This window comes from Vibrio sp. Isolate22 (assembly GCF_022398115.1).
GTDB lineage: Bacteria > Pseudomonadota > Gammaproteobacteria > Enterobacterales > Vibrionaceae > Vibrio.
The window spans coordinates 40667-67528 of the sequence record NZ_JAKEUW010000028.1; the positions used below are offsets into that span (position 1 = coordinate 40667).

General features: G+C 46.7%; 25 protein-coding genes. 24 read left to right on the top strand and 1 reads right to left on the bottom strand.

What is annotated here, in order from left to right; translation table 11 throughout:
- The first annotated feature begins 5 nt into the window (after positions 1-5).
- From rodZ to ureG, 22 genes are all read left to right on the top strand, one after another.
- The gene (gene rodZ / locus L1D55_RS16175; RefSeq protein ID WP_239918123.1) at positions 6-959 is read left to right on the top strand and encodes a cytoskeleton protein RodZ; all 954 of its coding nucleotides are present in this window, start codon (positions 6-8) and stop codon (positions 957-959) included.
- A gap of 7 nt (positions 960-966) precedes the next feature.
- Positions 967-2088, top strand: coding sequence for a flavodoxin-dependent (E)-4-hydroxy-3-methylbut-2-enyl-diphosphate synthase (gene ispG, locus L1D55_RS16180; RefSeq protein WP_004740329.1), 1122 nt, complete (start codon positions 967-969; stop codon positions 2086-2088).
- A gap of 70 nt (positions 2089-2158) precedes the next feature.
- Positions 2159-3427 (top strand): histidine--tRNA ligase, encoded by a 1269-nt coding sequence (gene hisS / locus L1D55_RS16185; protein ID WP_063522634.1) that lies wholly within the window; start codon positions 2159-2161, stop codon positions 3425-3427.
- Between the two features lie 79 nt (positions 3428-3506).
- The gene (locus L1D55_RS16190; RefSeq protein ID WP_008222763.1) at positions 3507-4121 is read left to right on the top strand and encodes a YfgM family protein; all 615 of its coding nucleotides are present in this window, start codon (positions 3507-3509) and stop codon (positions 4119-4121) included.
- A gap of 10 nt (positions 4122-4131) precedes the next feature.
- Positions 4132-5292, top strand: coding sequence for an outer membrane protein assembly factor BamB (gene bamB / locus L1D55_RS16195; protein WP_004740326.1), 1161 nt, complete (start codon positions 4132-4134; stop codon positions 5290-5292).
- A 158-nt stretch (positions 5293-5450) separates the two neighbouring features.
- On the top strand, positions 5451-6932 hold the full coding sequence (der, locus tag L1D55_RS16200; protein WP_004740325.1) for a ribosome biogenesis GTPase Der: 1482 nt from the start codon (positions 5451-5453) through the stop codon (positions 6930-6932).
- Between the two features lie 132 nt (positions 6933-7064).
- Positions 7065-7964, top strand: coding sequence for an alanyl-tRNA editing protein (locus tag L1D55_RS16205; RefSeq protein ID WP_239918124.1), 900 nt, complete (start codon positions 7065-7067; stop codon positions 7962-7964).
- Positions 7965-8253: 289 nt separating this feature from the next.
- Positions 8254-9255, top strand: coding sequence for a sensor domain-containing diguanylate cyclase (locus L1D55_RS16210; protein ID WP_239918125.1), 1002 nt, complete (start codon positions 8254-8256; stop codon positions 9253-9255).
- Between the two features lie 36 nt (positions 9256-9291).
- The gene (locus tag L1D55_RS16215) at positions 9292-9519 is read left to right on the top strand and encodes a zinc ribbon domain-containing protein (protein ID WP_239918126.1); all 228 of its coding nucleotides are present in this window, start codon (positions 9292-9294) and stop codon (positions 9517-9519) included.
- A 294-nt stretch (positions 9520-9813) separates the two neighbouring features.
- Positions 9814-11100: an urea ABC transporter substrate-binding protein gene (gene urtA / locus L1D55_RS16220; protein WP_239918127.1), complete on the top strand. Its 1287-nt coding sequence runs from the start codon at positions 9814-9816 to the stop codon at positions 11098-11100.
- Positions 11101-11260: 160 nt separating this feature from the next.
- On the top strand, positions 11261-12889 hold the full coding sequence (urtB, locus tag L1D55_RS16225) for an urea ABC transporter permease subunit UrtB (RefSeq protein ID WP_239918128.1): 1629 nt from the start codon (positions 11261-11263) through the stop codon (positions 12887-12889).
- A 10-nt stretch (positions 12890-12899) separates the two neighbouring features.
- Positions 12900-14072 carry an urea ABC transporter permease subunit UrtC gene (gene urtC, locus L1D55_RS16230; protein ID WP_239918129.1) on the top strand — a complete coding sequence of 391 codons (1173 nt, stop codon included), beginning with the start codon at positions 12900-12902 and terminating at the stop codon, positions 14070-14072.
- Complete coding sequence (gene urtD, locus L1D55_RS16235) at positions 14069-14911, top strand: urea ABC transporter ATP-binding protein UrtD (protein WP_239918130.1); 843 nt, start codon at positions 14069-14071, stop codon at positions 14909-14911. Before urtC ends, urtD begins: the two co-directional genes overlap by 4 nt.
- A 1-nt stretch (position 14912) precedes the next feature.
- Complete coding sequence (gene urtE / locus L1D55_RS16240) at positions 14913-15608, top strand: urea ABC transporter ATP-binding subunit UrtE (RefSeq protein ID WP_061033288.1); 696 nt, start codon at positions 14913-14915, stop codon at positions 15606-15608.
- A complete protein-coding gene (locus tag L1D55_RS16245; protein ID WP_239918131.1) occupies positions 15605-16552 on the top strand; it encodes an urease accessory protein UreD in 948 nt (315 codons plus the stop codon). Before urtE ends, L1D55_RS16245 begins: the two co-directional genes overlap by 4 nt.
- A gap of 133 nt (positions 16553-16685) precedes the next feature.
- Positions 16686-16988 carry an urease subunit gamma gene (gene ureA, locus L1D55_RS16250; protein WP_004735119.1) on the top strand — a complete coding sequence of 101 codons (303 nt, stop codon included), beginning with the start codon at positions 16686-16688 and terminating at the stop codon, positions 16986-16988.
- 11 nt (positions 16989-16999) lie between these two features.
- The gene (locus tag L1D55_RS16255) at positions 17000-17335 is read left to right on the top strand and encodes an urease subunit beta (protein ID WP_102478563.1); all 336 of its coding nucleotides are present in this window, start codon (positions 17000-17002) and stop codon (positions 17333-17335) included.
- Positions 17336-17375: 40 nt separating this feature from the next.
- A complete protein-coding gene (gene ureC, locus L1D55_RS16260) occupies positions 17376-19079 on the top strand; it encodes an urease subunit alpha (RefSeq protein ID WP_239918132.1) in 1704 nt (567 codons plus the stop codon).
- 89 nt (positions 19080-19168) lie between these two features.
- Positions 19169-19621 (top strand): urease accessory protein UreE, encoded by a 453-nt coding sequence (ureE, locus tag L1D55_RS16265; protein WP_239918133.1) that lies wholly within the window; start codon positions 19169-19171, stop codon positions 19619-19621.
- A 72-nt stretch (positions 19622-19693) separates the two neighbouring features.
- A complete protein-coding gene (locus L1D55_RS16270; protein WP_239918134.1) occupies positions 19694-20278 on the top strand; it encodes a HupE/UreJ family protein in 585 nt (194 codons plus the stop codon).
- A 21-nt stretch (positions 20279-20299) separates the two neighbouring features.
- Complete coding sequence (locus tag L1D55_RS16275) at positions 20300-20980, top strand: urease accessory UreF family protein (protein WP_171367596.1); 681 nt, start codon at positions 20300-20302, stop codon at positions 20978-20980.
- Positions 20981-21026: 46 nt separating this feature from the next.
- The gene (gene ureG, locus L1D55_RS16280; protein WP_008222792.1) at positions 21027-21665 is read left to right on the top strand and encodes an urease accessory protein UreG; all 639 of its coding nucleotides are present in this window, start codon (positions 21027-21029) and stop codon (positions 21663-21665) included.
- Between the two features lie 86 nt (positions 21666-21751).
- On the opposite strand, the gene xseA is transcribed toward ureG, so the two are convergent.
- Positions 21752-23092 carry an exodeoxyribonuclease VII large subunit gene (gene xseA / locus L1D55_RS16285; RefSeq protein ID WP_239918135.1) on the bottom strand — a complete coding sequence of 447 codons (1341 nt, stop codon included), beginning with the start codon at positions 23090-23092 and terminating at the stop codon, positions 21752-21754.
- 242 nt (positions 23093-23334) lie between these two features.
- Between xseA and guaB the strand changes: the two genes are divergently transcribed.
- Both guaB and guaA read left to right on the top strand, forming a co-directional pair.
- A complete protein-coding gene (gene guaB / locus L1D55_RS16290) occupies positions 23335-24798 on the top strand; it encodes an IMP dehydrogenase (RefSeq protein ID WP_061033280.1) in 1464 nt (487 codons plus the stop codon).
- A 202-nt stretch (positions 24799-25000) separates the two neighbouring features.
- Entirely contained in the window at positions 25001-26554 is a 1554-nt protein-coding gene (guaA, locus tag L1D55_RS16295; RefSeq protein WP_239833194.1) for a glutamine-hydrolyzing GMP synthase, read from the top strand.
- Positions 26555-26862 lie beyond the last annotated feature (308 nt).

Below are 26862 nucleotides of genomic sequence, written 5' to 3' on the forward strand. Positions count from 1 at the left end.
TCTCTATGAACACAGAACACGACACACAAGCGCAAGAACCAATCGCTCCAGCTCTAGAAGCGGGGACGCTACTGAAAAATCAACGAGAAGCTCTTGGTTTAACACAAAAGCAGATCTCGGATCGCCTAAAACTACGTATCTCTTTAATTCAACAAATTGAAGAAAACCAATTTGAGTCGGACCAAGTCGCAACCTTTATGCGTGGTTACATCCGTTCATACGCGAAATACGTCAATCTTGATGAAAAAGTGGTATTGAACGCGCTTCGCAATTCCGGTGATGCTCAACATGAAGATCAAGAAATGCTGAGCTTTTCTCGCAAGACGAAAACAGAAAAGCACAACAGCCGTATTACGCTGCTCACTTGGGGTATCTTTGCAGTTATCGTCGGTATATCTTCACTGTGGTGGTGGCAGAATCAACAACAAGACACCCTATCTCAATCTCTGGCTAACACTGAAAGCTCAGAAGAGCTTGCGGTGGAAGAGTCACTGGACCCTGAGTTCGCCTCTTTAGAAGTGATTGAAGCTGAGCAGAACGACGCTGCGGCTTCTGTGATTGAAGATACTGAAGGCCTTGCTGCAATCAGTGATGCGGCAGATACTTCAGCTGCACTTGACGTGACTGATGAACAACCATCAGTCGACGCAGAACCAGCTGTTGAATTAGAAACCGTTGAAGCAACACCAGCTCCTGGAATAACGCCAACACCTGAAGTGGCAACCAAAGCGCTAACGATGCAGTTTACTGCAGACTGTTGGATTCAAGTTAAAGATGCGACCGGCAAAACCTTGTCAACTGGCATCAAAAAAGCGGGTCAGTCACTAAATCTATCAGGAACTGCGCCATATAAAGTGATTCTAGGTGCGCCAGAAGGCGTATCAATGACATTTGCAAGTGAACCTGTCGACCTTTCTGGGTATACTTCAGGCAAAGTAGCCAGAATAACCTTACCTTAGAGTTAATATGCAACACGAATCTCCTATTATTCGTCGCAAATCAACCCGTATTTATGTGGGTGATGTGCCGATCGGTGATGGTGCACCTATTGCTGTGCAATCCATGACCAACACAAGAACAACAGACGTAGCCGCAACCGTTGCTCAGATCCGAGCTCTGGAAAATGTGGGCGCTGATATCGTTCGCGTATCTGTACCGACTATGGATGCCGCTGAAGCATTTAAGCAAATCAAGCAGCAGGTTTCTGTTCCTTTGGTCGCTGACATTCACTTTGACTACCGTATCGCGCTGAAAGTGGCTGAGTACGGTGTAGACTGTCTGCGTATCAACCCAGGTAATATCGGTAACGAAAGCCGTATCCGCTCAGTTGTTGATTGTGCTCGTGATATGAATATTCCGATTCGTATTGGTGTTAACGGTGGTTCTCTTGAAAAAGAGATCCAAGAGAAGTACACAGAACCAACAGCAGAAGCGCTTGTTGAATCAGCAATGCGTCACGTCGATATCTTAGACCGTCTCAACTTTGACCAATTTAAAGTGAGCGTTAAGGCATCTGACGTATTCCTAGCGGTAGGTTCATACCGTTTACTGGCAAAACAGATTGATCAACCGCTTCACCTTGGTATTACCGAAGCTGGTGGTGCACGTGCTGGTGCGGTTAAGTCTTCTGTTGGCTTAGGTATGCTTCTTTCTGAAGGTATTGGCGATACGCTACGTATCTCGCTAGCGGCGGATCCTGTTGAAGAGATCAAAGTTGGCTTCGATATTCTTAAATCTTTGCGCATTCGCTCGCGCGGTATCAACTTCATCGCGTGTCCGAGCTGTTCTCGCCAAGAGTTCGATGTTATTAACACCGTAAACGCGCTTGAAGAGCGTCTAGAGGACGTAATTACCCCAATGGATGTTTCTATTATCGGTTGTGTGGTGAACGGCCCAGGTGAAGCGGAAGTATCTCATCTAGGTCTAGCGGGTAGTGCTCGTAAGAGTGCTTTCTACGAAGACGGTAAGCGTCAGAAAGAGCGCTTTGACAACAACGACCTTGTTGATCAGCTTGAAGCTAAGATTCGAGCAAAAGCATCAGTGCTTGATAAAGCAAATCGCATTGATGTAGAAAACCTAGAAGATTAATAAAACGCGATGAGGTGCGGTTGTCTATTCGCATCAACACCTGGTCGTGAGAAATTACGGAATAAATATTGTGGCTAAAAATATCCAAGCAATCCGAGGCATGAACGACTGCCTACCGACTCAATCACCACTGTGGCAGAAAGTAGAAAACGCAGTGAAGAACGTGGTGAGTGCACACGGTTACAACGAAGTGCGTATGCCTATCGTTGAAGAAACAAACCTATTTAGCCGCGCAGTGGGTGAAGAGACAGACGTTGTTTCAAAAGAGATGTACACCTTTGATGACCGTAACGGCGATAGCCTAACGCTACGTCCAGAGGGCACAGCGGGTTGTGTACGTTCATGCATCCAAAACAGCCTTATTAACCGTGATGAACAGCGCCTATGGTACATGGGGCCAATGTTCCGTCACGAGCGCCCTCAAAAAGGTCGCTACCGTCAATTCCACCAATGTGGTGTGGAAGTGTTTGGCCTAGACGGTCCAGACGTTGACGCAGAACTTATCATGATGACGGCGCGTCTATGGCGTGAGCTAGGCATCGACAAGCACGTTCGTCTAGAGCTGAACTCAATCGGTTCTACTGAAGATCGCGCGAACTACCGTACAGCACTTGTTGCTTTCCTTGAACAACACATTGATGTGCTAGACGAAGATTGCAAACGTCGCATGCACACAAACCCACTTCGTGTACTAGATACTAAGAACCCAGACGTTCAAGCTATCTTAGGTGACGCACCTCGACTTTCTGAATACTTAGGTGAAGAGTCGAAGCAACATTTTGCTGGTTTGTGTGAACTTCTTGATGCCGTTGGTATCGAATACCAAGTTAACGAGCGTCTAGTACGTGGTTTGGACTACTACAACCGCACAGTGTTTGAGTGGATCACTGAAAGCCTAGGTGCTCAAGGTACCGTATGTGGCGGCGGTCGTTACGACGGTCTTGTTGAGCAACTTGGCGGTAAAGCAACACCAGCTGTTGGTTTCGCAATGGGCCTAGAGCGTCTAGTCCTAATGATGGAAACGCTAGAGCTTACAGAAGTTCGCCGCAGTGTTGATGTTTACATGGTTGCGGCTGGCGAAGGCACTATGATCGCGGGCATGCAATTAGCGAATCAATTACGTGATACCGTTGAAGGTGTACGTGTAATGAGCCACTTCGGTGGTGGTAGCTTCAAGAAGCAATTCAAACGTGCAGACAAAGTAGGTGCTGTAGTTGCTCTGGTACTGGGTGAAAACGAAGTAGCAGACAACACTGTGGTATTGAAAGATCTGGTTGGTGGTGAACAAGAAGTTGTTGCCCAAGCAGACGTTGCTGCAAAAGTAGCTGCGCTAATCTAATTAGCCTTAGAGCAAACGCTCATAACGAATATTAACGTCAGCACGATGCTGGCGTTTAAAGAATTAAAGAGGACAGGAAGTGGAACTTTACGATAGCGAAGAGCAGCAGGTTGAAGCCATTAAAGATTGGTGGAAAGAGAACGGTAAAGCCGTAATCTTCGGAGCGGTTATTGGTTTAGGCGGTCTATTCGGTTGGCGCTACTACCAAGATTCAGTAGTTGAGGCGCGTGAAGCTGCTTCAGAAAGCTACACGACAGTAATCTCTGCTTTAGATGCAAAAGGCGTTGATGCTCAATCTGATATTCAAGCTTTTATCGACGCAAACAAAGATGCTGAATACTCAGTACTTGCAGCGATGCAGCTAGCAAAAGTACAAGTACAAGCGGGTGAATTATCTGCAGCACTTGAACAGCTAGAGTGGGCAAAAGCGGCAACTAAGGATGCGGCACTTTCGCCACTACTGACTTACCGTGTTGCTCGTATCAAAGCTGAGCAAGGTGAATTTGATGCTGCTTTGTCTGATCTTGCAGCAGTAACGGACGAATCTTGGAAAGGCCGCGTGGCTGAACTACGTGGTGATATCTCACTTCGTAAAGGCGACACAGACGCAGCATACAGTGCTTACACAGAAGCACAGCAAGCTGTTGATGCGAGCCAAACGCTTCAAATCAAACTTGACGACCTAGCTAAATAAGGCGCTTTGAATGAAGAAGATGTTTCCAAAAGCGGCGTTGTGTGCGATTGCTCTTGGCCTACTAGCTGGCTGTGCGGGTGAAGAAGACACCGTAATCATGGCGCCAGTACCAACGGTAAACAGCGAGTTCACTCCTAAACAGGAATGGTCTACCTCGGTTGGTGATGGTGTTGGTCACTACTTTTCAAAATTGACGCCTGAGCTGGCTTACGACAAAGTGTTTGTTGCAAGCCGTGAAGGTCTGGTTAAAGCGCTGGATCCTGAAACGGGTAAAGAGCTGTGGAAAACAGACCTTGAGAAAGATGTACTGGCTCGTTTGTCTGGTGGCTTAACTGCAGCTTACGGCAAAGTGTTTGTTGGTTCTGAAAACGGTGAAGTAATCGCACTGGATGAATCGACTGGTGAAGAGCTGTGGCGTGTATCGGTAAACGGTGAGGTGCTAGCATCTCCTGCCACTGACAACAACATGGTCTTGGTTCACACTAGCCGCGGTATGATGCTCGCGCTAGACCAAGAGACCGGTGAACAGAAGTGGACAATCAGTACTGAAGTTCCAAGCCTGACGCTACGTGGCGACAGTGCTCCTGTTGCGGTTTCTGGTGGTGTGTTCTGGGGTACGGCAAATGGTCGTCTAGCAGCAGCTATTGTTGAGCGCGGTCAGTTAATTTGGCAACAACCTGTTGGTACACCAAAGGGCGCGACGGAAATCGATCGCTTGGTTGATGTGGATGCATCGCCAGTTGTACTGGGTGGTACCTTGTACACAGTTGGCATTAATGGTCAGTTGATTGCTATTGATCTACGCTCTGGTAAGCCAGTTTGGAAACGTAACTACTCGTCAGCGATTGATTTAGCAAGTGACGGCAGCCGTTTGTTCCTAGTAACAGATAAGGATCATGTGGTTGCGGTTGATGCTCGTAGCGGTACTGAACTGTGGAGCACTCCATTACTAGAAAACCGCTTGCTGACAGCACCTGCTATCATTAACGGATACGTTGTGGTGGGTGATACAGAAGGTTATCTACACTGGTTAGATCGTTCCACGGGTGAGTTTGTTGCTCAGCAGTTGGTTGATGACAGCGGCTTTGCTGTAGCGCCAATTGAACTGCCTGAAGGCTACTTAGTGACGACTCGCAACGGCGATGTAAAGAAACTGACGATTAGCCAATAAAAGCGTGATATAATTCACAGTCGGCTCCTGGTTGGTAACAGCCAGGGGCCGTTTTGTTGTTAAAAATTAATAAACCATGTGGTTATAGGTAAGAGTTTAAACTTGCGAACAAGTGCTTACCTATAACTACATTAAGAGAAGAAATTGTAGAGGTTGTTATGGTACCTGTTGTTGCTCTAGTAGGGCGTCCGAACGTGGGTAAATCTACGTTGTTTAACCGATTGACTCGAACTCGTGATGCATTGGTTGCGGATTTCCCTGGCTTAACGCGTGACCGTAAATATGGCCATGCTCAACTTGGTGAGCATGAATTTATTGTTATCGACACTGGTGGTATCGACGGTACCGAAGAAGGTGTTGAAACTAAAATGGCAGAGCAATCATTAGCAGCGATCGACGAAGCTGATGTTGTACTGTTCATGGTAGATGGCCGTGCTGGTCTAACACCATCTGACGTTGCTATCGCGAAGCACCTTCGCCAACTAGAAAAGCCTTCGATGCTTGTAGTAAACAAGGTTGATGGTATTGACCCTGATGCAGCAAGTGCTGACTTCTGGCAGCTAGGTGTAGAAGACATGTACCAAATCGCTGCAGCGCACGGTCGTGGTGTTACAGCACTGATTGATCTTGCTCTAAACCCATTTGCTGAAGCACTTAAAGCTGAGCAGGGTGAAATTAGCGATCTAACAGAATTTGAAGACGAAGAAGCTGAGCAGGTTGATTTCACTGAAGAAGAAGCGGAACAAGAGTTCAAGCGTCTGCAAGATCAGCCAATCAAGCTTGCTATTATTGGTCGTCCAAACGTAGGTAAATCAACGCTAACTAACCGTATCTTAGGTGAAGAGCGTGTGGTTGTTTACGATATGCCTGGTACTACTCGTGACTCTATCTACATCCCAATGAGCCGTGATGAGCGTGAATACGTTCTGATCGATACTGCGGGTGTACGTCGTCGTAAAAACATCAACGAGACCGTAGAAAAATTCTCGGTTGTTAAAACGTTGAAAGCGGTTGAAGATGCGAACGTTGTTCTACTTGTGATTGATGCTCGTGAGAACATCTCAGATCAAGACTTGAGCTTACTAGGCTTTGCATTGAACGCTGGTCGTTCAATCGTGATCGCAGTAAACAAGTGGGATGGCCTAGATAACGACGTGAAAGAACGCGTTAAGAAAGAGCTAGACCGTCGTTTAGGTTTCGTTGATTTCGCACGTATTCACTTTATCTCTGCACTTCACGGTACTGGTGTTGGTCACTTGTTTGAATCAGTTCAAGAGGCTTACAAGTCTGCGACAACACGAGTTGGTACGTCTGTTCTAACCCGTATCATGAAGATGGCGACTGATGATCACCAACCACCTATGGTTCGTGGCCGTCGTGTGAAACTGAAATACGCGCACGCGGGTGGTTATAACCCACCAATTATCGTTATCCACGGTAACCAAGTCCGTGACTTGCCAGATTCATACAAGCGATTCCTGATGAACTACTACCGTCGTTCACTAGAAATTATGGGTACGCCAATTCGCATTCAATTCCAGAACAGCGAAAACCCATTTGAAGCTAAGACGAACAAGCTAACTATCTCTCAAGAGCGCAAACGTAAGCGTATGATGAGCATGGTTAAAGGACGTAAATAGTCCTTTTGAATAGATTTGATACCCGAGCCTGTCTCGGGTATTTTTTTAAGCAAAATTTACGTTATCTGATAACCGCACCTTGCGAGGAATTATCAGTAAGAGACATAGACTAGATTCCAAAAGAAGAACGACATGACAATGAGCGATTTGATTACACCAGCAGCAAACACACCGACCATCACCCAGTTCTGCCACCAGACTTGGCAGCTTGAGGCAAAGGTTCTGCATGTTGAAAGTGATGAGAACAAAACCTACTTGATCACAGATGTGACTCCTTTTCACCCTGTTAGCCATATTTGGCCAGATCACCCAGCGGATAAAGGCACCGTTAACCTTGGTGGCGTGCAATATACCGTTGATGATTGTCTAGTGGGCGCGATAGAGCAATCTACTGGAAAACTTTATGTAGCAGCAGATATCCCTGTTAAGCGAGATACAGAGGGTTGGGTATTTGTGGTGGTCCATCAGCTATCTGCATCTGCTTCTACGATAAGTATTAACGAGCAGGTATTGCTGTCGGTTGATAAAGAGTATCAAGCAAGCCTTAGCCGTGGCCATAGCGCGGGACACGTCGCCTTCTTAGCGTTGAATAAGGTCTTAGCTGACAGCTATTGGCGTAAAGATGCAGACCGCAAAGATCCACTGGGCAGCTATGACTTTAATAGCTACGCCCAAGTAACCAGCTTTGTAACGCCTGAACAATGTAAAGACACTTATCGCTTGGGTAAAACCTTGAAGAAGCGCGGCCTTAATGTGGCAGATATGCTAGCGAACCTTGAGGTCATTGAAGCTGATGTTAATGAGCTGATCTCTGTTTGGTTAGCACAACCAACGACGGTTACGATGAGGTTAGAGGGCGAGGCGTTAACAGACTCTCGTTACTGGGAGTGGCAGCTTGACGCTGATACTCAGGTGACCATTCCTTGTGGTGGTACACACATTGGGAATACCGCAGAATTTGGTGCGCTGTCCGTTAAGTTAACCCAGTTAGATGACCAAAACATTGAAATGCTGACGCATGTAATTCGATGATTTGAGTAACAGATCGAAATGACTTGTGCTGCTTATTATGTTTTTGGTTGTCACTTTCAATATAATTGACTGTTTAAAATTGAAATGCAGCACATGTAACTTATGCTTTCGGTGTGTGGTGATATAAATATTCTTTTTGGGGTAGATCGCTGATCAAAATAGATAAAGCGAAAGATCAACCTATGATCTTCGATTGTGTGTCGTGGTAATTAAGTGTGTTATTATTAACCAATAACAAGCTTGCATAAGAACAGGCTGTACCCGATTAAACAATAGAAAGCTTTAGTGAATGGAACAACAATTTTTATTAGAAGGCCACCGAGCAGTCAATAGGTTGCTTCGGAAGCTTGCCCTTGGGATGGATCGCAAAGACTTAAACCGCAAGATCATAGAGCTCACAGAGCAGCTTTTTGGTCAGCGTATGGCTTCAATTTTACTGCTCAACGCTGAGTCTCAGACTTTGCATCTCGAATATGCTCCAAATTTGCCTGATTTCTATAATCAACAGATAGAGGGCGTTGGTATAGGTGTTGGAATTGGTTCGTGTGGTGAGGCTGCTGCACTTAAAAAAGCAGTGATGATTTCAGACATCAATACCCACCCTAACTGGGCACCTTTCTTGGCGTTAACAAACCAAGCTAACCTTCATGCGTGCTGGTCTGTGCCAATTCTTTCTTCAAACGGGCACGTACTAGGTACTTTCGCTATATACAGCCAATATGTTTCCGAGCCACATGAATTCGAGCTGGAGATCTTAGAGCTGCTCGCATCTCTATATTCGGTAGCATTAGAAAAGTACGAGCTGGAAAACCAACTTAACTTTTTCGCTAATCGTGATTCTCTTACCCACTGTTTGAATCGTCGTGCCTTGTTCAATGAAGCTGAAAAGGTCTTGGCCAAACGCTGCTTTGCACAGAAGGTGATGGCGTGCCTATTTGTCGATGTCGATAAATTCAAATCAATCAACGACACCTACGGTCACAGCTTTGGTGATGACGTGCTATTGGCGGTTGCTAGAGTGCTCGATGATGCTACGACAGCGTGTGCCAAGATAGGCCGTTATGGTGGTGATGAATTTGTGGTGTTCTCTTGTTTTGATGACAAAGATAGCGTTGTTAGTTTTTATCACCGACTAGAACAAACACTACAACAAGCACTTTATATTAATGATGTGCAGTTCTCAGTGAGTGTTGGCCTTGCTTGTGAAAAAGATCCACAAGGGTTAGATAAGTTGATCGCACAAGCTGATAAGAACATGTACCAAATCAAACAAGCGAAATCCAAGCAGTAGTAGATTGTAAAAAGAATCGTGAATTAGGAAATACTAATGAGTGAAAATATCTGCCCCAAGTGTCAATCAGAGCTTGGTTGGGACGGACAATACCACTGTGAAAATTGTCAGGCACATTTTACCAAAGTAGGATTTTGCCCAGAATGCAGCAGTCAGTTAGAAAAACTTCAAGCTTGTGGTGCCGCGAGTTATTTTTGTAATGGTGACTGTAACGAGCTTAAATCTAAGTCGAGAGTAAAGTTCGAGTTCCAAGCTGCGGACTAGCTTGAAAGTGATAACAGTAAGTATCGTAACCATAGCTTTCATTAAGAAGCCCAATACCTATGTATTGGGCTTTTTTGTGCCCACTCTAGGGTTATGTATCATCTTGGTTCATTCTTATTGTCACTGCACCAGTATGAAACATAGTGACATGGTTGCTATGCACGCTATTGGTGTGGTCTATTTTTAAATCCATTTAATACAATCACTTATGTTTTTAAGGGTTACTAATTGAGTTTGGCACTCTTCTTGTAACTCTGTAATTGAATAACAAAAATACAATTATGGAGTACTATCATGAACAAGGTGTTCAATTTATCGCTAGCTGCACTGTGTACAACACTTTCATTTTCTTCTGCATCGCTGTTTGCGGCTGACGAGACTATAAAGGTCGGCGTTCTACATTCACTATCCGGCACCATGGCGATCAGTGAAACCACACTGAAAGATACCGTGTTAATGCTCATCGAAGAGCAGAACAAAAAGGGCGGCTTGCTAGGTAAAAAGCTTGAGCCTGTAGTTGTTGACCCTGCATCAAACTGGCCTCTATTTGCTGAGAAAGCGCGTGAGCTTATCGAAAAAGAGAAAGTGGATGTGGTGTTCGGCGGTTGGACATCGGTATCACGTAAATCCATGCTGCCGGTCTTTGAAGAGCTCAACAGTATTCTTTTCTACCCAGTGCAATATGAAGGAGAAGAGTCTTCTAAAAACGTTTTCTACACCGGTGCCGCGCCAAATCAACAAGCGATTCCTGCCGTGGATTACTTAATGGAAGAGCTGGAAGTTGAGCGTTGGGTACTAGCAGGCACGGATTACGTTTACCCACGCACCACCAACAAGATCCTTGAAGCCTACCTAAAAGATAAAGGTGTCGAAGAAGAAGACATCATGATCAACTACACGCCATTTGGTCACTCTGATTGGCAATCTATCGTTTCAGACATCAAGAAGTTCGGTGAAGCGGGCAAGAAAACCGCTGTGGTTTCTACGGTGAACGGCGATGCGAACGTCCCTTTTTACAAAGAGCTAGGCGCTCAAGGCATTTCATCTGAAGACATCCCAGTTATCGCATTCTCGGTTGGTGAAGAAGAACTGTCAGGCATGGACACCGAACCACTGGTTGGTCACCTAGCGGCTTGGAACTACTTCATGAGTGTTGATACTGAAGCCAATGAAGAGTTCGTTGAAACGTGGCAGTCGTTCATCAAGAGTGAAAAGCGTGTCACCAATGATCCAATGGAAGCGCACTATGTTGGCTTCAACATGTGGGCGCAAGCGGTAACCAACGCGGGTACAACCGATCCTGAATCTGTACAAGATGCCTTGATTGGTGTGTCTGTTCCTAACCTTTCTGGCGGCTACTCAACCATGCTGCCAAACCACCACATCACTAAACCAGTCCTGATCGGTGAGATCCAAGACGATGGCCAATTCGATATCGTCTGGGAAAGCACAGGTCTCGTTGCGGGTGACGCTTGGTCGAGCTACTTACCTGAATCGGCAAAACTGTTCTCTAGCTGGTCGAAGCCATTCTCATGTGGTGCGTTTAACGTCGAAACCAAAAAGTGTTCTGGCGGTAACTAGAGCGTTAATTTAGGAATATTGAGCCTTCTTTTTTGGGAAGAGCGCCTCTGCTTAAGAGGTGAAGCAAACGGAAGGCTCATCGTTTCAACTAACAATAATTCTCCACATGTTCACTGAGCAAAAATAACAAAATCTAGCTCGATGGATTAAGGAAGCAGGGATGAAAAACCTATTGAACGTATTTAAGGCGCTGCTGCTTATGGCTGTCAGTGCTCAGTTGGCTTTTGCTGGAATAACAGATGAAGCTAGCTTTACCAAGGCGCTAGTTGGTAAGAAAACATCAGATAAAGAATTGGCTATCGATTGGGTCATTGAAGTACACACGGAAGACGTGTCGAAACCTATTTTAGATGGTTGGTTAAACGGTAATCTTTATTACTTTAATGACAAGCAAAGCGAGCAGCATAAGCAGCTCTACCTTATTCAAAGTATAAAAACAGCAACCGAGGCTCAGTCGGTGTGGGATGAATCAAGTCTCAGCATCGACAATGCTAAGTTGTTCAAAAAAGTCCGCGTGAACAATAAGCTTCGCGGTATCTTGCGTGGCGAAATTGCTTCGATGGGCTTAAACCGTAGTAACCCAGATGTGCGTTATCAGGCGGTCTCTGATCTATTGGGAACTAAAGATGCAGATATCATTAACCGCCTATCTGAGCTGAGAGCAAATGAGCCCGAGACTAAGGTCGCTGATCTCATGGACCTCTCACTCGCGATTTATACTTCTCTGGATAGCAGTGCTGCTACACAAGCTCGTTTGGCTTCAATTGAACGAGTTGGCGACTTCAAACAATCCGTCGTGCTAAAGACGCTAAACCAACTGCTCAACAGCGAGCAAGATCCAAAAGTATTGGCCGCGGCAGAGCGTGCTCTTGATAGCTATCAACAGAGCCAAGCACTGTACTCGGGCGTTGAGACCGTATTCTTCGGCTTGAGTTTAGGTTCGGTATTAGTGCTGGCGGGTATTGGTTTGGCGATCACCTTTGGTGTAATGGGCGTGATTAACATGGCCCATGGCGAGCTGATAATGATTGGCGCGTACACCACCTATGTATTGCAGTTGTTGATGCCGAATCACATCGGTTTAGCGCTGATACTTTCCATTCCAGCTGCATTCATTGTGTCCGGATTAGTGGGAATAGCGATTGAGCGCAGCGTGATTCGCCACCTTTACGGTCGCCCACTTGAAACCTTGCTCGCGACCTTTGGTATCAGCTTGATCTTGCAACAAGCCGTTCGCTCTATTTTCTCTCCATTGAACCGCTCAGTGAGCACGCCTGAATGGATGTCTGGCGCACTGCAATTGAATCCAATGCTGTCTCTGACCTACAACCGCTTATACATCATCTTGTTTTGTGCTTTGGTGTTTATGGGATTGTTGATGGTTCTGAAAAAGACACCGCTAGGTTTACAGGTTCGTGCCGTTTCTCAAAACCGTGGCATGGCTCGCGCGATGGGGATACGTTCTGAACGTGTTGATGCGCTGACCTTTGGTTTGGGTTCTGGCGTTGCGGGTGTTGCAGGTGTGGCACTGTCTCAACTGACGAACGTTGGCCCGAATATGGGACAGGCGTACATCATCGATTCTTTCATGGTGGTGGTGTTCGGCGGAGTTGGCAACTTGTGGGGAACATTAGTCGCAGGTCTGAGTCTTGGTTTGTTTAATAAGATCTTAGAACCGTGGGCTGGCGCAGTACTCGCCAAGATTCTAGTACTGGTTTTCATCTTTCTATTTATTCAAAAACGCCCACGCGGATTGTTCCCGCAGCGTGGTCGTGCGGCTGAAGGTTAAGGACAACATCATGCAGTCTAAATCATTTGTACTTTCGGCGATGCGTGGTGACAAAGGTGGGCAACTGACCATCCTTGCCATTCTTGCGGCCGTGATTCTTATCCCACTGGCTAACACCATGTTACCGAGTGGGCATCCGCTCCATATAGAGACTTTCACCATCTCACTGATGGGCAAATACCTGAGCTATGCAATGTTGGCGTTGGCGCTCGATCTGGTGTGGGGCTATCTCGGAATACTGAGCCTAGGCCACGGCGCTTTCTTCGCGCTTGGCGGTTATGCCATGGGCATGTACTTAATGCGCCAGATTGGTGACCGTGGAGTTTATGGTGATCCTATCCTGCCTGATTTCATGGTGTTCCTTGATTGGTCAGCATTGCCGTGGTTTTGGCAGGGCTTTGATCAGTTCTGGTTCGCTTGTCTGATGGTGGTGCTGGTACCGGGCGCATTGGCTTATTTGTTCGGTTATTTGGCTTTCCGTTCTCGCGTGTCTGGTGTTTACCTTTCGATCATGACTCAAGCGTTAACCTATGCCTTGATGCTGGCGTTCTTCCGCAACGAGATGATCTTTGGTGGCAACAACGGGCTTACGGACTTTAAAGACATCATTGGCCTAAGTTTACAAAGTGATGCGGTCAAGATTGGTCTGTTTGTCGCGACTGGCATCTCGCTCATTCTCAGTTACATCGTTTGTCGCATGGTAGTGACCAGTCGATTGGGGCGTGTGGCACTGGCGATTCGTGATACCGAGTCTCGCACTCGCTTTATGGGTTACGACGTCGATGGCATCAAGCTATGGGTATTTGTACTGTCTGCGGTTATCGCAGGTATTGCGGGTGCTTTATACGTTCCTCAAGTTGGCATTATCAACCCAGGAGAGTTTGCACCGCTTAACTCGATTGAGATTGTGGTTTGGGTTGCATTGGGCGGCCGTGCCACTCTGTTTGGTGCCATTGTCGGTGCGCTGATCATCAACTACGCCAAGAGCTGGTTTACGGTTGAGTTCCCAGAGGTGTGGTTATTTGCTCTCGGTGGTCTATTCGTTCTTTCGACCATGTACTTCCCACAAGGTGTTATTGGCTTTGTTAGTGAGAAGTGGCAACAGCTACGCAAAGTATCGAATTCAAAAGACGCAGGACAAGATCAGGATGATCAGCATAAAACTAAGGAGGTGATCGCATGACTAAGTTCAACAGCGTGAAGGAATCGGTTCAGTCATTCACTCGTCGAGATGAAGTCTTCGATTACCTTAAGCCCGATATTCATCCCGCCATCGATACCCGTCATAACGTGCTGCTGTATGTGGAAGGGGTGAATAAGAACTTCGATGGTTTCCAAGCGATAAACGACCTTAATCTTTATATCAAAGAGGGCGAGCTGCGCTGCATCATCGGCCCTAATGGCGCAGGTAAAACCACCATGATGGACATCATTACCGGCAAAACTAAACCAGATACTGGAGAGGTATGGCTCGGCTCTAACATTAATCTACTCAAGATGAGTGAAGCTGAAATTTCTAATGCAGGCGTTGGGCGTAAGTTCCAAAAGCCAACCGTTATTGAATGTCTAACCGTGTGGCAGAACCTAGAGTTGGCAATGGCGGGCGATCGCTCTGTGTGGGCCACTTTTACTGCCGTGATGTCTGGTGAGCAGAAAGACAAACTCACCTCGGTACTTGAGCTTATTCACCTCAAAGACGAAGCGGCGAACTTAGCGGGTAACCTGTCTCACGGACAAAAGCAGTGGTTAGAGATCGGTATGTTGCTGATGCAAAATCCTAAGCTATTGCTGGTGGATGAACCCGTTGCAGGTATGACTCACCAAGAGATGGATCGCACCTCTGAACTGCTCAACTCGCTGGCGGGTAAGCACTCAGTGGTTGTGGTTGAACACGATATGGATTTCGTTCGTTCGATTGCTAGCCATGTCACTGTGCTTCATCAAGGTCACGTGTTGGCAGAAGGCACCATGGATCAAGTGCAGGCTCACCCTGAAGTTAAACAAGTTTATCTCGGAGAATAGGATGTTAGAGGTTAAATCAGTTAATCAGTATTACGGTGAGAGCCATACCTTATGGGACTTAGATATGCAGATCCCTGAGGGCAAATGCACGGTATTAATGGGGCGCAACGGTGTCGGTAAAACCACCTTGCTGCAATGCATTATGGGGTTGGTTAAGGTTGAAAGTGGTGATATCTCCTTATCGGGTGAGTCTCTTTTGAAAACCGATGCCGAAGATCGTCCACGCCAAGGGATCGGTTATGTGCCACAAGGTCGCCAGATCTTCCCAATGCTTACTGTGCAAGAAAATCTAGAGGTCGGCTTACCGATTCGTGAGAAGGGAGACCGCAAGATCCCTGAGTTCATCTTCGATATTTTTCCGGTACTAAAAGAGATGCTGCATCGCCGCGGTGGTGATTTATCGGGTGGGCAGCAGCAACAGCTAGCGATTGGGCGTGCGCTGGTGGTTAACCCAAAGCTATTGATCTTGGATGAGCCGACGGAAGGTATTCAACCCAATATTGTGCAAGAGATTGGCGACATCATTCGCATGCTTAACGAGAAGATGGGACTCACGGTTCTACTTGTGGAGCAGAAGCTACCATTTGCAAGAAAGGTCGGTGACCGTTTTTGTATTCTCGACCGTGGGCGTCAGGTGGCAGAAGGTGAAATGACAGGGCTCGATGAGTCTTTGATTAAGGAGTACCTAACCGTATGAATTCTCTCTTTTCTCCAAATGAAGTAAGCAAGGCTTCTTTAGTTGAAGTTTTATCTTTGAATGAGACCATCGAACAAGATATTCGTGATGGTTGGCAAGCGAGTTTAAATCTCACCTTTGTCGATCGTGGTGATAAAACCGTATTAAAGAATCGTCAGCAGTCAGGCCCGCTTGCGGTGCAACGCCCCCTGTATCCTGATGGGGAAACGTGTCACACCTATTTACTCCATCCCCCCGGCGGAGTGGTAGGTGGTGACACTCTCAATATTAACGTGAACCTTGAGCAAGGTGCTCATGCGTTGATCACCACCCCCGGTGCGACCAAGTTCTATCGTTCCAACAACAAGTACGCCAAGCAGAAGCAAACCTTACATGTGGAGAAAGGGGCTCGCTTGGAGTGGATGCCACAAGAGAACATCTTTTTCCCCAATGCACATGTTCGACTCGATACTGAAATACGCCTAGAAAAGAGTGCACAGTTTTGGGGTTGGGAGATGCACTGTTTTGGACGGCCTGCACAGAATGAGGGATTTGAGCATGGTCACCTCGTCGGTAAAACGGAAATCTATCTTGATAATCAACGGCTTCTTACGGAAGGGTTTAATTTTCACGGTGGCGATAAGTTGATGATAAATATGGGGTTACTTGACTATTCTATGATGGGAACCTTTTATCTCACCTCAAATGAGAAGCAAGATTTAGAGTTGGTACAGAGCTTGCTGTTATCTATTACACAGCAAGCTTCACAGCAATCAGACTCATCGAAAATGTCGAGTGACCCCACATTAATATTGGGCGCGACACAAATAGAAGGATTGATTGTGGTGCGAGCCTTGGGCAATTGGAGTGAAGATATTCTCCAAGCCTTTGGTCAGATATGGCAAGCAACTCGCTCTCATTTGTATGGTACGACTCCTGATTTACCAAGGATTTGGGCGACTTAGCGATTAGCCCTATTTGTACCGAGAGTGACTTCCGGCCCTCGGTACATTTTTTCAAGCTTGTTGTGACTGAATCCCACTTACTGCTCATGCGTTTCTGAGCAATAAGAAAACAACACTAACAGCGGGCGGCTAAATGGAATTAACACCAAGAGAAAAGGATAAGCTACTTATCTTCTGCGCAGGAATGCTGGCACAGCAGCGCAAACAAAAAGGCTTAAAACTCAACTATCCAGAATCTATTGCGCTGATCAGCAGCGCCATTCTAGAAGGTGCCCGCGAGGGTAAAACCGTTTCGGAACTGATGGATTTTGGACGCACACTGCTAACCGTCGATGACGTTATGGAGGGGATCCCTTCCATGATCCCAGATGTACAAGTCGAAGCGACTTTTCCCGATGGCACCAAATTGGTGACCGTTCATGAACCTATCGTTTAGGGAGAAGTAGTATGGCTAGTTCCACCAAACAATATTCAGGCTTAGTTCCCGGGCAAGTCGAAACCGCTCCGGGCAACATTACTTTAAATGAAGGCCGAGACACGACGTCGGTTAAGGTGCAAAACATTGGCGACCGTCCTGTGCAAATTGGCTCTCATTACCATTTCTATGAAGCAAACCCTTCTTTGATCTTTGACCGAGAAGCCACTAAAGGGTTTCGACTCAATATCCCTGCAGGTACTGCCACTCGTTTTGAACCGGGTCAATCACGTAGCGTCGAGTTAGTGCGTTACGCAGGTAAGTTAGAGATTTATGGCTTCCAAGGAAAGGTGATGGGCAAGCTCTAAGCGCTCCCATAGAAAGAATTAAAACAACAAAGGATTGATCATGGCGACGATATCCAAACAGGCTTATGCCGAAATGTTTGGGCCTACAGTCGGTGACCGAGTGCGTCTTGCTGACACCGATTTATGGCTAGAAGTTGAAAAGGATTACACCGTATACGGTGATGAAGTGAAGTTTGGCGGCGGTAAAGTGATCCGTGATGGACAAGGGCAAAGCCAACGTCCAAGTGCCGAAACACCTGACTTGGTGATCACTAACGCGATTGTGTTGGACTATTGGGGCATAGTAAAAGCCGATGTCGCCATCAAAGACGGCCGAGTTCAAGCTTTAGGCAAAGCAGGTAACCCAGACGTTCAACCGGGCGTCGATATAGTCATTGGCCCAGGCACGGAAATTTTGGCAGGTGAAGGTTCGATCCTGACTGCTGGCGGTATTGATTCACACATTCACTTTATCTGCCCACAGCAGGTTGAAGAGGCGCTGGCGTCGGGTGTGACTACCATGATAGGTGGTGGTACTGGGCCAAACACAGGCACCAATGCGACGACCTGTACACCGGGCCCGTGGAACATGCACCGTATGTTGGAGTCGCTCGACCAATTCCCAATGAACTTTGGTTTACTTGGGAAAGGCAACGCTAGCCAACCGGAAGCATTGCGTGAGCAAGTGGCAGCGGGTGCTGTGGGTTTGAAGTTGCACGAAGACTGGGGAACAACACCTGCTTCAATCGATACTTGCTTGAGGGTTGCTGACGAGATGGACGTACAAGTTGCGATTCACACCGACACGTTGAATGAGTCAGGCTTTGTTGAATCGACACTTGGCGCTATCGGTGATCGCGTGATTCATACCTATCACACTGAAGGGGCGGGCGGTGGTCATGCTCCAGATATTATCCGTGCTGCAGGTGAGCCGAACGTTCTGCCTTCTTCTACCAATCCGACACGCCCTTACACCGTCAATACAGTTGATGAGCACTTGGATATGTTGATGGTATGTCACCACTTGTCCCCGTCTATTGCTGAAGATGTCGCGTTCGCTGAGTCGCGTATCCGCCGTGAAACCATTGCCGCCGAAGACATTCTGCATGATTTAGGTGCCTTTTCGATGATCGCCTCTGACTCGCAAGCAATGGGGCGCGTAGGCGAGGTGGTGACTCGCACTTGGCAAACCGCACACAAGATGAAAGTGCAGCGTGGCAGCCTAAAAGAAGATTCCGACTACAGCGATAACTTCCGTCTGCGTCGCTACATTGCAAAGTACACCATTAACCCTGCCATTACTCACGGTATGGCGCATGAAATTGGTTCGATTGAAGAAGGCAAACTGGCGGATCTTGTTTTATGGAAACCGGCTTTCTTTGGTGTGAAACCAAGTGTGATTTTGAAAGGAGGCATGATCGCGATGGCACCGATGGGCGATCCTAATGCCTCTATCCCAACACCTCAGCCCGTTCACTACCGCTCAATGTTTGGTAGCTATGGCAAGGCGTGTCAGAACACATCGATGCTATTTGTTTCCAAGGAAGCCAAAGCACAGAACATCGATAAGCAGTTGGGACTAAAGAGCCTGATTGGTGTAGTCAGCAACTGCCGAAACATCAGTAAGGCTGACATGAAGCTGAACGATTGGATGCCAAAGATTGAAGTCGACTCCCAGACGTATCAAGTGCGCGCTGATGGTGAACTGCTGACGTGTGAGCCGGCTGAAGAACTGCCAATGGCTCAGCGATACTTTCTATTTTAATAGCTCGGCAGAAGGCTCTTATTTTAGCTCTTGGCTGAGGGCTCTTATTTTGAACGTTATACATCTCACAAGGAGATTGAGGTAATAGCATGATTGAACTTACTCAAATTCAAGCGGAGTTGAACACGGCTCCAGATGGCTTTCTAAGCCTACCGATCGATAGTCGCATCAAAAGCCGCCTTAAGGTGACATTGGATGACGGTCGAGATGCAGGACTGTTTCTACCACGTGGTCATATTTTGCGTGGCGGAGAGCAATTAACTAGTGAGTGTGGCTTAACGGTCGAAGTCAAAGCAGCACCGGAAACCGTCTCAACGGTTTACTGCGATGATGTGCATCTGTTAACTCGTGTTGCTTACCACCTTGGTAACCGACATGTGCCACTGCAAGTCGAGGCGGGCTGGGTACGTTATCAACACGACCATGTTCTAGATGAAATGGTTGAAGGTTTGGGTGCAACAGTAACAACTGAAAAACAACCTTTTGAACCAGAAGGTGGGGCTTATGGTGGGCGCTCTGGCGGTCATCACCACCATCACTAATCGAGTCATTTGAGACTCATTTATTGATAGATACAACAACGATATTAATAACAATAACGCAAGGATTACGCGATGAACTTTAAAACAGCAGCAGGCTTAAGCACCTTAACTATTAGCTCTCTAACAACTCCAACATTGGCTTTGGCTCACCCAGGACATGATCACGGCTCTCACTCATTTTTCTCTGGTCTAACGCACCCTGTTACCGGCGTTGACCATCTTATTATGCTGGTGGCATTTGGCATGCTAATTGGTGCGCTCTCTTATTCAAATAAGGTTAAATCCGCTTTAGTCGGTGGTGGCCTTGTCTCTCTTATGGCGGGTCTATTAGTCGGTAAAGCGTTGGGCTTCTCTGTGGTTGTCGAGCCAGCAATCATCGCATCTCTGTTCGCGGTTAGCCTGTGCTTATGGCACGTGTTCTCTCCGTCTACCACCAAGGTTAATACTGTAATAGCGGTTTCAATCGGCTTCCTTTTCTTCCACGGTTACGCACACGGCGTTGAAGCAGCATCTGGCCTCGCGCAGTTCGCTGCGGGTATGGGTATCACGGCATTTGGTCTGATTGCCGCAGGCTATTTCGCTGGTAAAGCATTGTATTCCAAGTGGGCTTCAGTGGGTGTTGCTTCGTTGAGTGCGCTGTTTTTGATGGCGGCTTAAATTGCTCAAAAGGAGATAAGCATGCAAGCAACAGCGAATGTCGCGAGCTATCGCCTATTTCAATTGATAAGTCCATCGCTGCCTATCGGTGGTTTCACCTACTCACAAGGTTTAGAGCTAGCAGTGGAAGCGGGGTGGGTGACCGATCGTAGCAGCATGGAGCAGTGGCTAAATACTATCGTCAGTTCCAGTGTTGCGACTTTGGAACTGCCCATCTTAGAGCGCCTTTATCATGCTCTAGAAAAAGGTGAACTCGATGAGATTGAGCATTGGTGCAATTACTTGTACTCAAGCCGTGAAACCAGTGAATTACGAGCAGAAGAAAAGCAGCGTGGGCTGGCGTTAAATACCTTGCTAAAGCGCTTAGAGATCGATATTTCGGAAGTGGAGTCGATTGATAGCCACCCAAACCAGCTATTAGGAATGTGTATCGCGGCTCAACATTGGAACATTGATTTGGAAAGCCTCAAGCAGGGTTATCTATGGAGCTGGCTTGAAAATATCGTTACTGCAGGCGTCAAGCTGGTGCCTTTAGGGCAGACAGATGGACAGTTAGCACTGATTAATATCACCAACACCTTTCCTGAAGTGATTGAAAAAGCACGCACGATGGAAGATTGGATGGTGGGCAGCTTCTCGCCATCAATGGCACTAGCGAGCTCGCTGCATGAAACACAATACACAAGACTATTTCGTTCCTAGTGCTGAGTGCGAACGAGATAGTAGAAAGAACATAAGGAACAAGACTATGGAAAGTTATAAGCAACCCCTTCGAATTGGTATCGGTGGCCCGGTTGGCTCAGGTAAAACCGCACTGCTTGAGGTGCTGTGTAAAGCAATTCGCGACAAGCTTAATATCGCGGTCGTGACCAATGACATCTATACCCAAGAAGATGCAAAGATCCTCACCCGCGCTGAAGCTTTAGAACCTGACCGTATTATCGGTGTGGAAACGGGCGGTTGCCCGCACACTGCGATTCGTGAAGATGCGTCGATGAACCTTGCAGCAGTTGAAGAGCTGGCAAAGCTGCATAAGAACCTTGATGTGGTATTCGTAGAAAGTGGCGGCGATAATTTGAGTGCGACGTTCAGCCCAGAGCTTGCTGACCTGACTATCTATGTTATCGATGTGGCGGAAGGGGAGAAGATCCCACGTAAAGGTGGCCCAGGTATTACACGTTCGGACCTGTTGGTGATTAACAAGATCGATTTGGCACCTTATGTAGGCGCGTCGCTAGAAGTGATGGAGCAAGATACGCAACGTATGCGTCCAACCAAGCCGTTTGTGTTTACCAATCTTAAAGAGAGTAAAGGGCTAGACACCATCATCGATTTTATCGTGACCGAAGGTATGTTGACTCTGAAAGAGCCAGAGAAGACAAGCTAATTATTCGTAGCTCCTGATTATTCCCCCCATAAGCAAAAGCCCTATCAAATCTGATAGGGCTTTCTAATACAGTGCAGATTAGCTGCTTACGCTTTTGCCGTTTTCTGGGTCACTTGCGACTCAATCACGCCATCTTCAACCTGAGTGGTGATCACTTCACCGACTTCGACATCGTTAATTGATGACACAGTCTTGCTCGATGCTGAATGAGTAATGCTGTAGCCACGCTTTAGGGTTGCCAGTGGGCTAACGGTCTCCAATTTCTCGGCAGCCATCGCAAGCTGGTGGCGAGTGGTAAGCAGTGTTTTATCCATCGCATCTAATAGCTTTTGCTCTGAACGCTGCAGATGCAGTTTTTGTTCACCCAAACGCTTAACAGGCGAGTTCAATTGAAGCTGATGCTGTTTACGTTCGACACGCTGTGCATGCTGCTTTAGGTATTGAGTCATTCCGCGACGCAGACGCATGTCTAGATCATCCAGCTGCTGGCTCTGCTTTTGCAGTTGGTAGCTAGGGTGCTGTCTTTCTAAGCGGTGTTTCAGTGCTTGAGTCGATTGCGCTTGCTTGATTAATACGTGGCGAATCGCACTCACTAAGCGAGCACGTTTAGAAGCGAAAGCTTGCTCTTTATGACTGTTGTCACGGCTAACCAATTCAGCCGCAGCTGATGGAGTAGGAGCGCGCATATCGGCAACGAAATCGGCAATAGTGACATCCACTTCGTGGCCAACAGCGCTGATGATCGGGATTTGGCTTGCAGCAATAGTGCGAGCAACGATCTCGTTGTTGAAGCACCATAGGTCTTCTAACGAACCGCCGCCGCGGCCCACGATTAACACATCACACTCATTGCGTTCGTTAGCACGGCCAATCGCTTGAGCTATCTGAATCGCCGCTTCTTCGCCTTGCACCATAGTTGGGTATACCACAACCGGTAACGAAGGATCACGACGTTTAAGTACGTCCAAGATATCGTAGAGAGCAGCACCGGTCTTAGAGGTAACAACACCAACGCGCTTTGGGTGCTCAGGAAGAGGTTGTTTACTCGATTGAGCGAACAGCCCTTCTGCGGCGAGGTTCATCTTCAGCTTTTCAAACTCTTGCTGAAGTTTACCATCACCTTCTGGCTGCATGCTTTCGATGATCAGTTGGTAGTCACCACGCGGCTCATAAAGAGACAGGCGAGCTTTAACTAATACTTGATTGCCGTTTTGAGGCTTAAAGGTGACTCGGCGGTTATTGCCACGAAACATGGCACACTTAACTTGAGCGCGGGAATCTTTAAGGGTGAGGTACCAGTGACCAGAGACAGGTGCAGAGAAGTTTGAGATTTCACCAACGAGCCACACTATTCCCATTTCGTTTTCTAATAGGAGACGAACCTCTGAGTTGAGGCGAGAAACAGTAAAGATGTTTGGATTAGTCATAGAAGCACTATCTTTCCTTGAAGGAAGGTCTTTCTTGGAATCTCACAGGGCGTGAGTATGGAAGATAGCGGCAATATAATACATATCAAGGGGGTAAATGCAAATTAAAAATACAAAAATGTGTAGCCAAGCGATTTCCCCGTGCGTATAATCCCTCCGCAATATCTAATCCAAAGCACTTCATTATGCGAAACGATGAAGTCGGATTTTTCTTTCTACTCCTCAATTGTGAGATATTGCAAATGCTAAGAATTGCCAAAGAAGCGCTGACATTCGATGACGTACTACTCGTGCCAGCTCACTCCACTGTTCTCCCAAACACAGCTGATCTTCGCACTCAGTTGACTAAAAACATTTCACTGAACATCCCTATGATTTCTGCGTCGATGGATACCGTGACGGAAGCTCGTCTGGCTATCGCACTCGCGCAAGAAGGTGGCATTGGCTTTATCCACAAGAACATGTCTATCGAGCAACAAGCTGAAATGGTTCGCCAGGTTAAAATTTACGAAGCAGGCGTGGTTTCTCACCCTGTAACAGTAAGCCCTGACGCAACGATTGCTGACGTTGTTGCCCTGACTGAGAAGCACGGTTTTGCTGGCTTCCCTGTAGTGACTGAAACAAACGAGCTAGTTGGTATCATTACTGGCCGTGACGTTCGCTTTGTAACAGACCTTTCTAAGAAAGTTGACGTAGTTATGACGCCTAAATCGCGTCTAGCTTCTGTTAAAGAAGGTGCAACTCGCGAAGAAGTTCAAGAGAAAATGCACGAAGCACGTGTTGAAAAAGTACTTGTTGTAAATGATGACTTCCAACTAACAGGAATGATCACTGCAAAAGACTTCCACAAAGCAGAGCGTAAACCAAACGCTTGTAAAGATGAGCGCGGCAGCCTACGTGTAGGTGCAGCTGTTGGTGCTGGTGCTGGTAACGAAGAGCGTGTTGCTGCTCTTGTTGAAGCTGGCGTAGACGTTCTACTTATCGACTCTTCACACGGTCACTCTGAAGGCGTACTTAACCGTATCCGCGAAACTCGCGCTGCATACCCAGATCTACAAATCATCGGTGGTAACGTAGCAACTGGCGCTGGCGCTCGTGCTCTGATCGAAGCGGGTGTAAGTGCAGTTAAAGTTGGTATCGGCCCTGGCTCTATCTGTACAACTCGTATCGTTACTGGTGTTGGTGTTCCTCAAGTAACAGCAATTGCAGACGCAGCGGAAGTTGCAAACGAATACGGTATTCCAGTAATCGCAGATGGCGGTATCCGCTTCTCTGGTGATATCTGTAAAGCTATCGTTGCTGGCGCATCTTGTGTGATGGTTGGTTCAATGTTCGCAGGTACTGAAGAAGCACCGGGTGAGGTTATCCTTTACAACGGTCGTTCTTACAAGTCTTACCGTGGTATGGGTTCTCTTGGTGCTATGTCTCAAGGTTCTTCTGACCGTTACTTCCAATCCGACAACGCTGCAGACAAGCTTGTTCCAGAAGGTATTGAAGGTCGTATCGCATACAAAGGTCGTCTAAAAGAGATCGTTCACCAACAAATGGGTGGTCTACGCTCAAGCATGGGCCTAACTGGTTCTGCGACGATTGAAGACATGCGTACTAAAGCTGAGTTTGTTCGTATTTCTGGTGCGGGCATGAAAGAATCTCACGTACACGATGTTCAAATCACTAAAGAAGCACCTAACTACCGTTTAGGTTAATAATACGTCCAAACGTTTGAATAATGTGCTGATTAAGTCGGCACATTATTTTATCTACCGTCTGTTTTGCTGAAAGCCTGATTTTCTCAAAACACGAGGTTAAAGATATCTAACGAAAACGTTTGCTTTATTTCTTGAAGAGTTAATCAGAGGTGAGTAAACTCGCCTCCGTTTGATCACATAGCCAATAAGACTGCTTAAAATGACTAAAAATATTCATGACCAACGTATTCTAATTCTAGACTTCGGTTCTCAATACACACAGCTAGTTGCTCGTCGTATTCGTGAGATCGGTGTTTACTGTGAACTTTGGAGCTGGGACGTAGACGAAGCGGATATTCGTGAATTCAATCCAGACGGTATCATCCTATCTGGTGGTCCTGAAAGTGTAACGGAAGAGAACTCTCCACGCGCACCTCAGTACGTGTTTGATTCAGGTGTACCTGTATTTGGTATCTGCTACGGTATGCAAACTATGGCTGAGCAACTTGGCGGTAAAGTAGCAACGTCTACTGAGCGTGAGTTCGGCTACGCAGCGGTACAAGTGACTGGCGAATCAGCACTGTTCGCTGACCTTGAGTCTACTCAAGATGTTTGGATGAGCCACGGTGATAAAGTGGTTGAGATCCCATCTGATTTCACAAAGATCGCTGAAACAGACACTTGCCCATACGCAGCAATGGCAAACGAAGAGAAGAAATACTTCGGTGTTCAATTCCACCCAGAAGTAACACACACTAAGAATGGCCTGAAAATGCTTGAGAACTTCGTTCTTAACGTTTGTGGTTGTGAAGGTCTGTGGACTTCAGCTTCAATCATTGAAGATGCAGTTGCACGTATTAAAGAGCAAGTAGGTGACGACGAAGTTATCCTTGGTCTTTCTGGTGGTGTTGATTCATCAGTAGTTGCAATGCTTGCTCACCGCGCTATCGGTGACAAACTAACGTGTGTATTCGTAGATAACGGCCTACTTCGTCTGAACGAAGCTGAGCAAGTTATGGATATGTTCGGCAACAAGTTTGGCCTAAACATCATCAAAGTAGACGCTGAAGATCGTTTCCTAGAAGCGCTTAAAGGCGAAGCTGAACCAGAAGCTAAGCGTAAGATCATCGGTCACGTATTCGTAGATATCTTCGATGAAGAGTCTAAGAAACTGACAAATGCTAAGTGGCTTGCTCAAGGTACTATCTACCCAGACGTAATCGAGTCTGCTGCATCTAAGACAGGTAAAGCACACGTAATCAAATCTCACCACAACGTTGGTGGCCTTCCTGATGATATGGAAATGGGCCTTGTTGAGCCTCTACGTGAGCTGTTTAAAGATGAAGTACGTAAGATCGGTCTAGAACTTGGTCTTCCATACAACATGCTTTACCGCCACCCATTCCCGGGTCCAGGTCTAGGTGTTCGTGTTCTTGGTGAAATTAAGAAAGAGTACTGTGATCTACTGCGTCGCGCAGATGCTATCTTCATTGAAGAGCTTCACGCTGCTGACCTTTACCACAAAGTATCTCAAGCATTCACGGTATTCCTACCAGTACGTTCAGTTGGCGTAATGGGCGATGGCCGTAAGTACGATTGGGTTGTATCTCTACGTGCTGTAGAAACGATCGACTTCATGACTGCTCACTGGGCACACCTACCATACGACTTCCTAGGTAAGGTATCTAACCGTATTATCAACGAAGTTAACGGCATTTCACGTGTTGTTTACGATATTTCTGGTAAGCCACCAGCAACTATCGAGTGGGAATAATCTCTTAGAGATTTCACTGCTATTTGATTTAGTTATTAAAAGCCTCGAACTCAGTTCGGGGCTTTTTTATGGTTCATCGCGGATTAGCGGGAACTAAAAACAAAAACGGTAGTAAGTGATATGGTTTAGTCGCCAAACAAAAATCATACACAAACTACCGTTTTCATGCCGAATCATACTTTCCTATCTTCATTCTGGGAAGGCTTTAAAATAGTAAAGTCTCACCAGACAGCATCACTTATTACACTGACTCTTAAACCTAACTCTGAGGCTAAATGCCTTTGCGGTCTTGAAGCCGAGGCTATCCA

Excerpts from the sequence above, each read along its gene's own strand:
- ureC (WP_239918132.1), top strand. The coding sequence starts at position 17,376 with ATGGCGACGATATCCAAACAGGCTTATGCCGAAATGTTTGGGCCTACA.
- ureE (WP_239918133.1), top strand. The coding sequence starts at position 19,169 with ATGATTGAACTTACTCAAATTCAAGCGGAGTTGAACACGGCTCCAGAT.
- L1D55_RS16215 (WP_239918126.1), top strand. The coding sequence starts at position 9,292 with ATGAGTGAAAATATCTGCCCCAAGTGTCAATCAGAGCTTGGTTGGGAC.
- urtE (WP_061033288.1), top strand. The coding sequence starts at position 14,913 with ATGTTAGAGGTTAAATCAGTTAATCAGTATTACGGTGAGAGCCATACC.
- L1D55_RS16270 (WP_239918134.1), top strand. The coding sequence starts at position 19,694 with ATGAACTTTAAAACAGCAGCAGGCTTAAGCACCTTAACTATTAGCTCT.
- L1D55_RS16205 (WP_239918124.1), top strand. The coding sequence starts at position 7,065 with ATGACAATGAGCGATTTGATTACACCAGCAGCAAACACACCGACCATC.
- L1D55_RS16255 (WP_102478563.1), top strand. The coding sequence starts at position 17,000 with ATGGCTAGTTCCACCAAACAATATTCAGGCTTAGTTCCCGGGCAAGTC.
- urtB (WP_239918128.1), top strand. The coding sequence starts at position 11,261 with ATGAAAAACCTATTGAACGTATTTAAGGCGCTGCTGCTTATGGCTGTC.
- guaA (WP_239833194.1), top strand. The coding sequence starts at position 25,001 with ATGACTAAAAATATTCATGACCAACGTATTCTAATTCTAGACTTCGGT.
- der (WP_004740325.1), top strand. The coding sequence starts at position 5,451 with ATGGTACCTGTTGTTGCTCTAGTAGGGCGTCCGAACGTGGGTAAATCT.
- ispG (WP_004740329.1), top strand. The coding sequence starts at position 967 with ATGCAACACGAATCTCCTATTATTCGTCGCAAATCAACCCGTATTTAT.
- bamB (WP_004740326.1), top strand. The coding sequence starts at position 4,132 with ATGAAGAAGATGTTTCCAAAAGCGGCGTTGTGTGCGATTGCTCTTGGC.
- ureA (WP_004735119.1), top strand. The coding sequence starts at position 16,686 with ATGGAATTAACACCAAGAGAAAAGGATAAGCTACTTATCTTCTGCGCA.
- ureG (WP_008222792.1), top strand. The coding sequence starts at position 21,027 with ATGGAAAGTTATAAGCAACCCCTTCGAATTGGTATCGGTGGCCCGGTT.
- L1D55_RS16245 (WP_239918131.1), top strand. The coding sequence starts at position 15,605 with ATGAATTCTCTCTTTTCTCCAAATGAAGTAAGCAAGGCTTCTTTAGTT.
- urtD (WP_239918130.1), top strand. The coding sequence starts at position 14,069 with ATGACTAAGTTCAACAGCGTGAAGGAATCGGTTCAGTCATTCACTCGT.
- L1D55_RS16275 (WP_171367596.1), top strand. The coding sequence starts at position 20,300 with ATGCAAGCAACAGCGAATGTCGCGAGCTATCGCCTATTTCAATTGATA.
- rodZ (WP_239918123.1), top strand. The coding sequence starts at position 6 with ATGAACACAGAACACGACACACAAGCGCAAGAACCAATCGCTCCAGCT.
- urtC (WP_239918129.1), top strand. The coding sequence starts at position 12,900 with ATGCAGTCTAAATCATTTGTACTTTCGGCGATGCGTGGTGACAAAGGT.
- guaB (WP_061033280.1), top strand. The coding sequence starts at position 23,335 with ATGCTAAGAATTGCCAAAGAAGCGCTGACATTCGATGACGTACTACTC.
- urtA (WP_239918127.1), top strand. The coding sequence starts at position 9,814 with ATGAACAAGGTGTTCAATTTATCGCTAGCTGCACTGTGTACAACACTT.
- xseA (WP_239918135.1), bottom strand. The coding sequence starts at position 23,092 with ATGACTAATCCAAACATCTTTACTGTTTCTCGCCTCAACTCAGAGGTT.
- L1D55_RS16210 (WP_239918125.1), top strand. The coding sequence starts at position 8,254 with ATGGAACAACAATTTTTATTAGAAGGCCACCGAGCAGTCAATAGGTTG.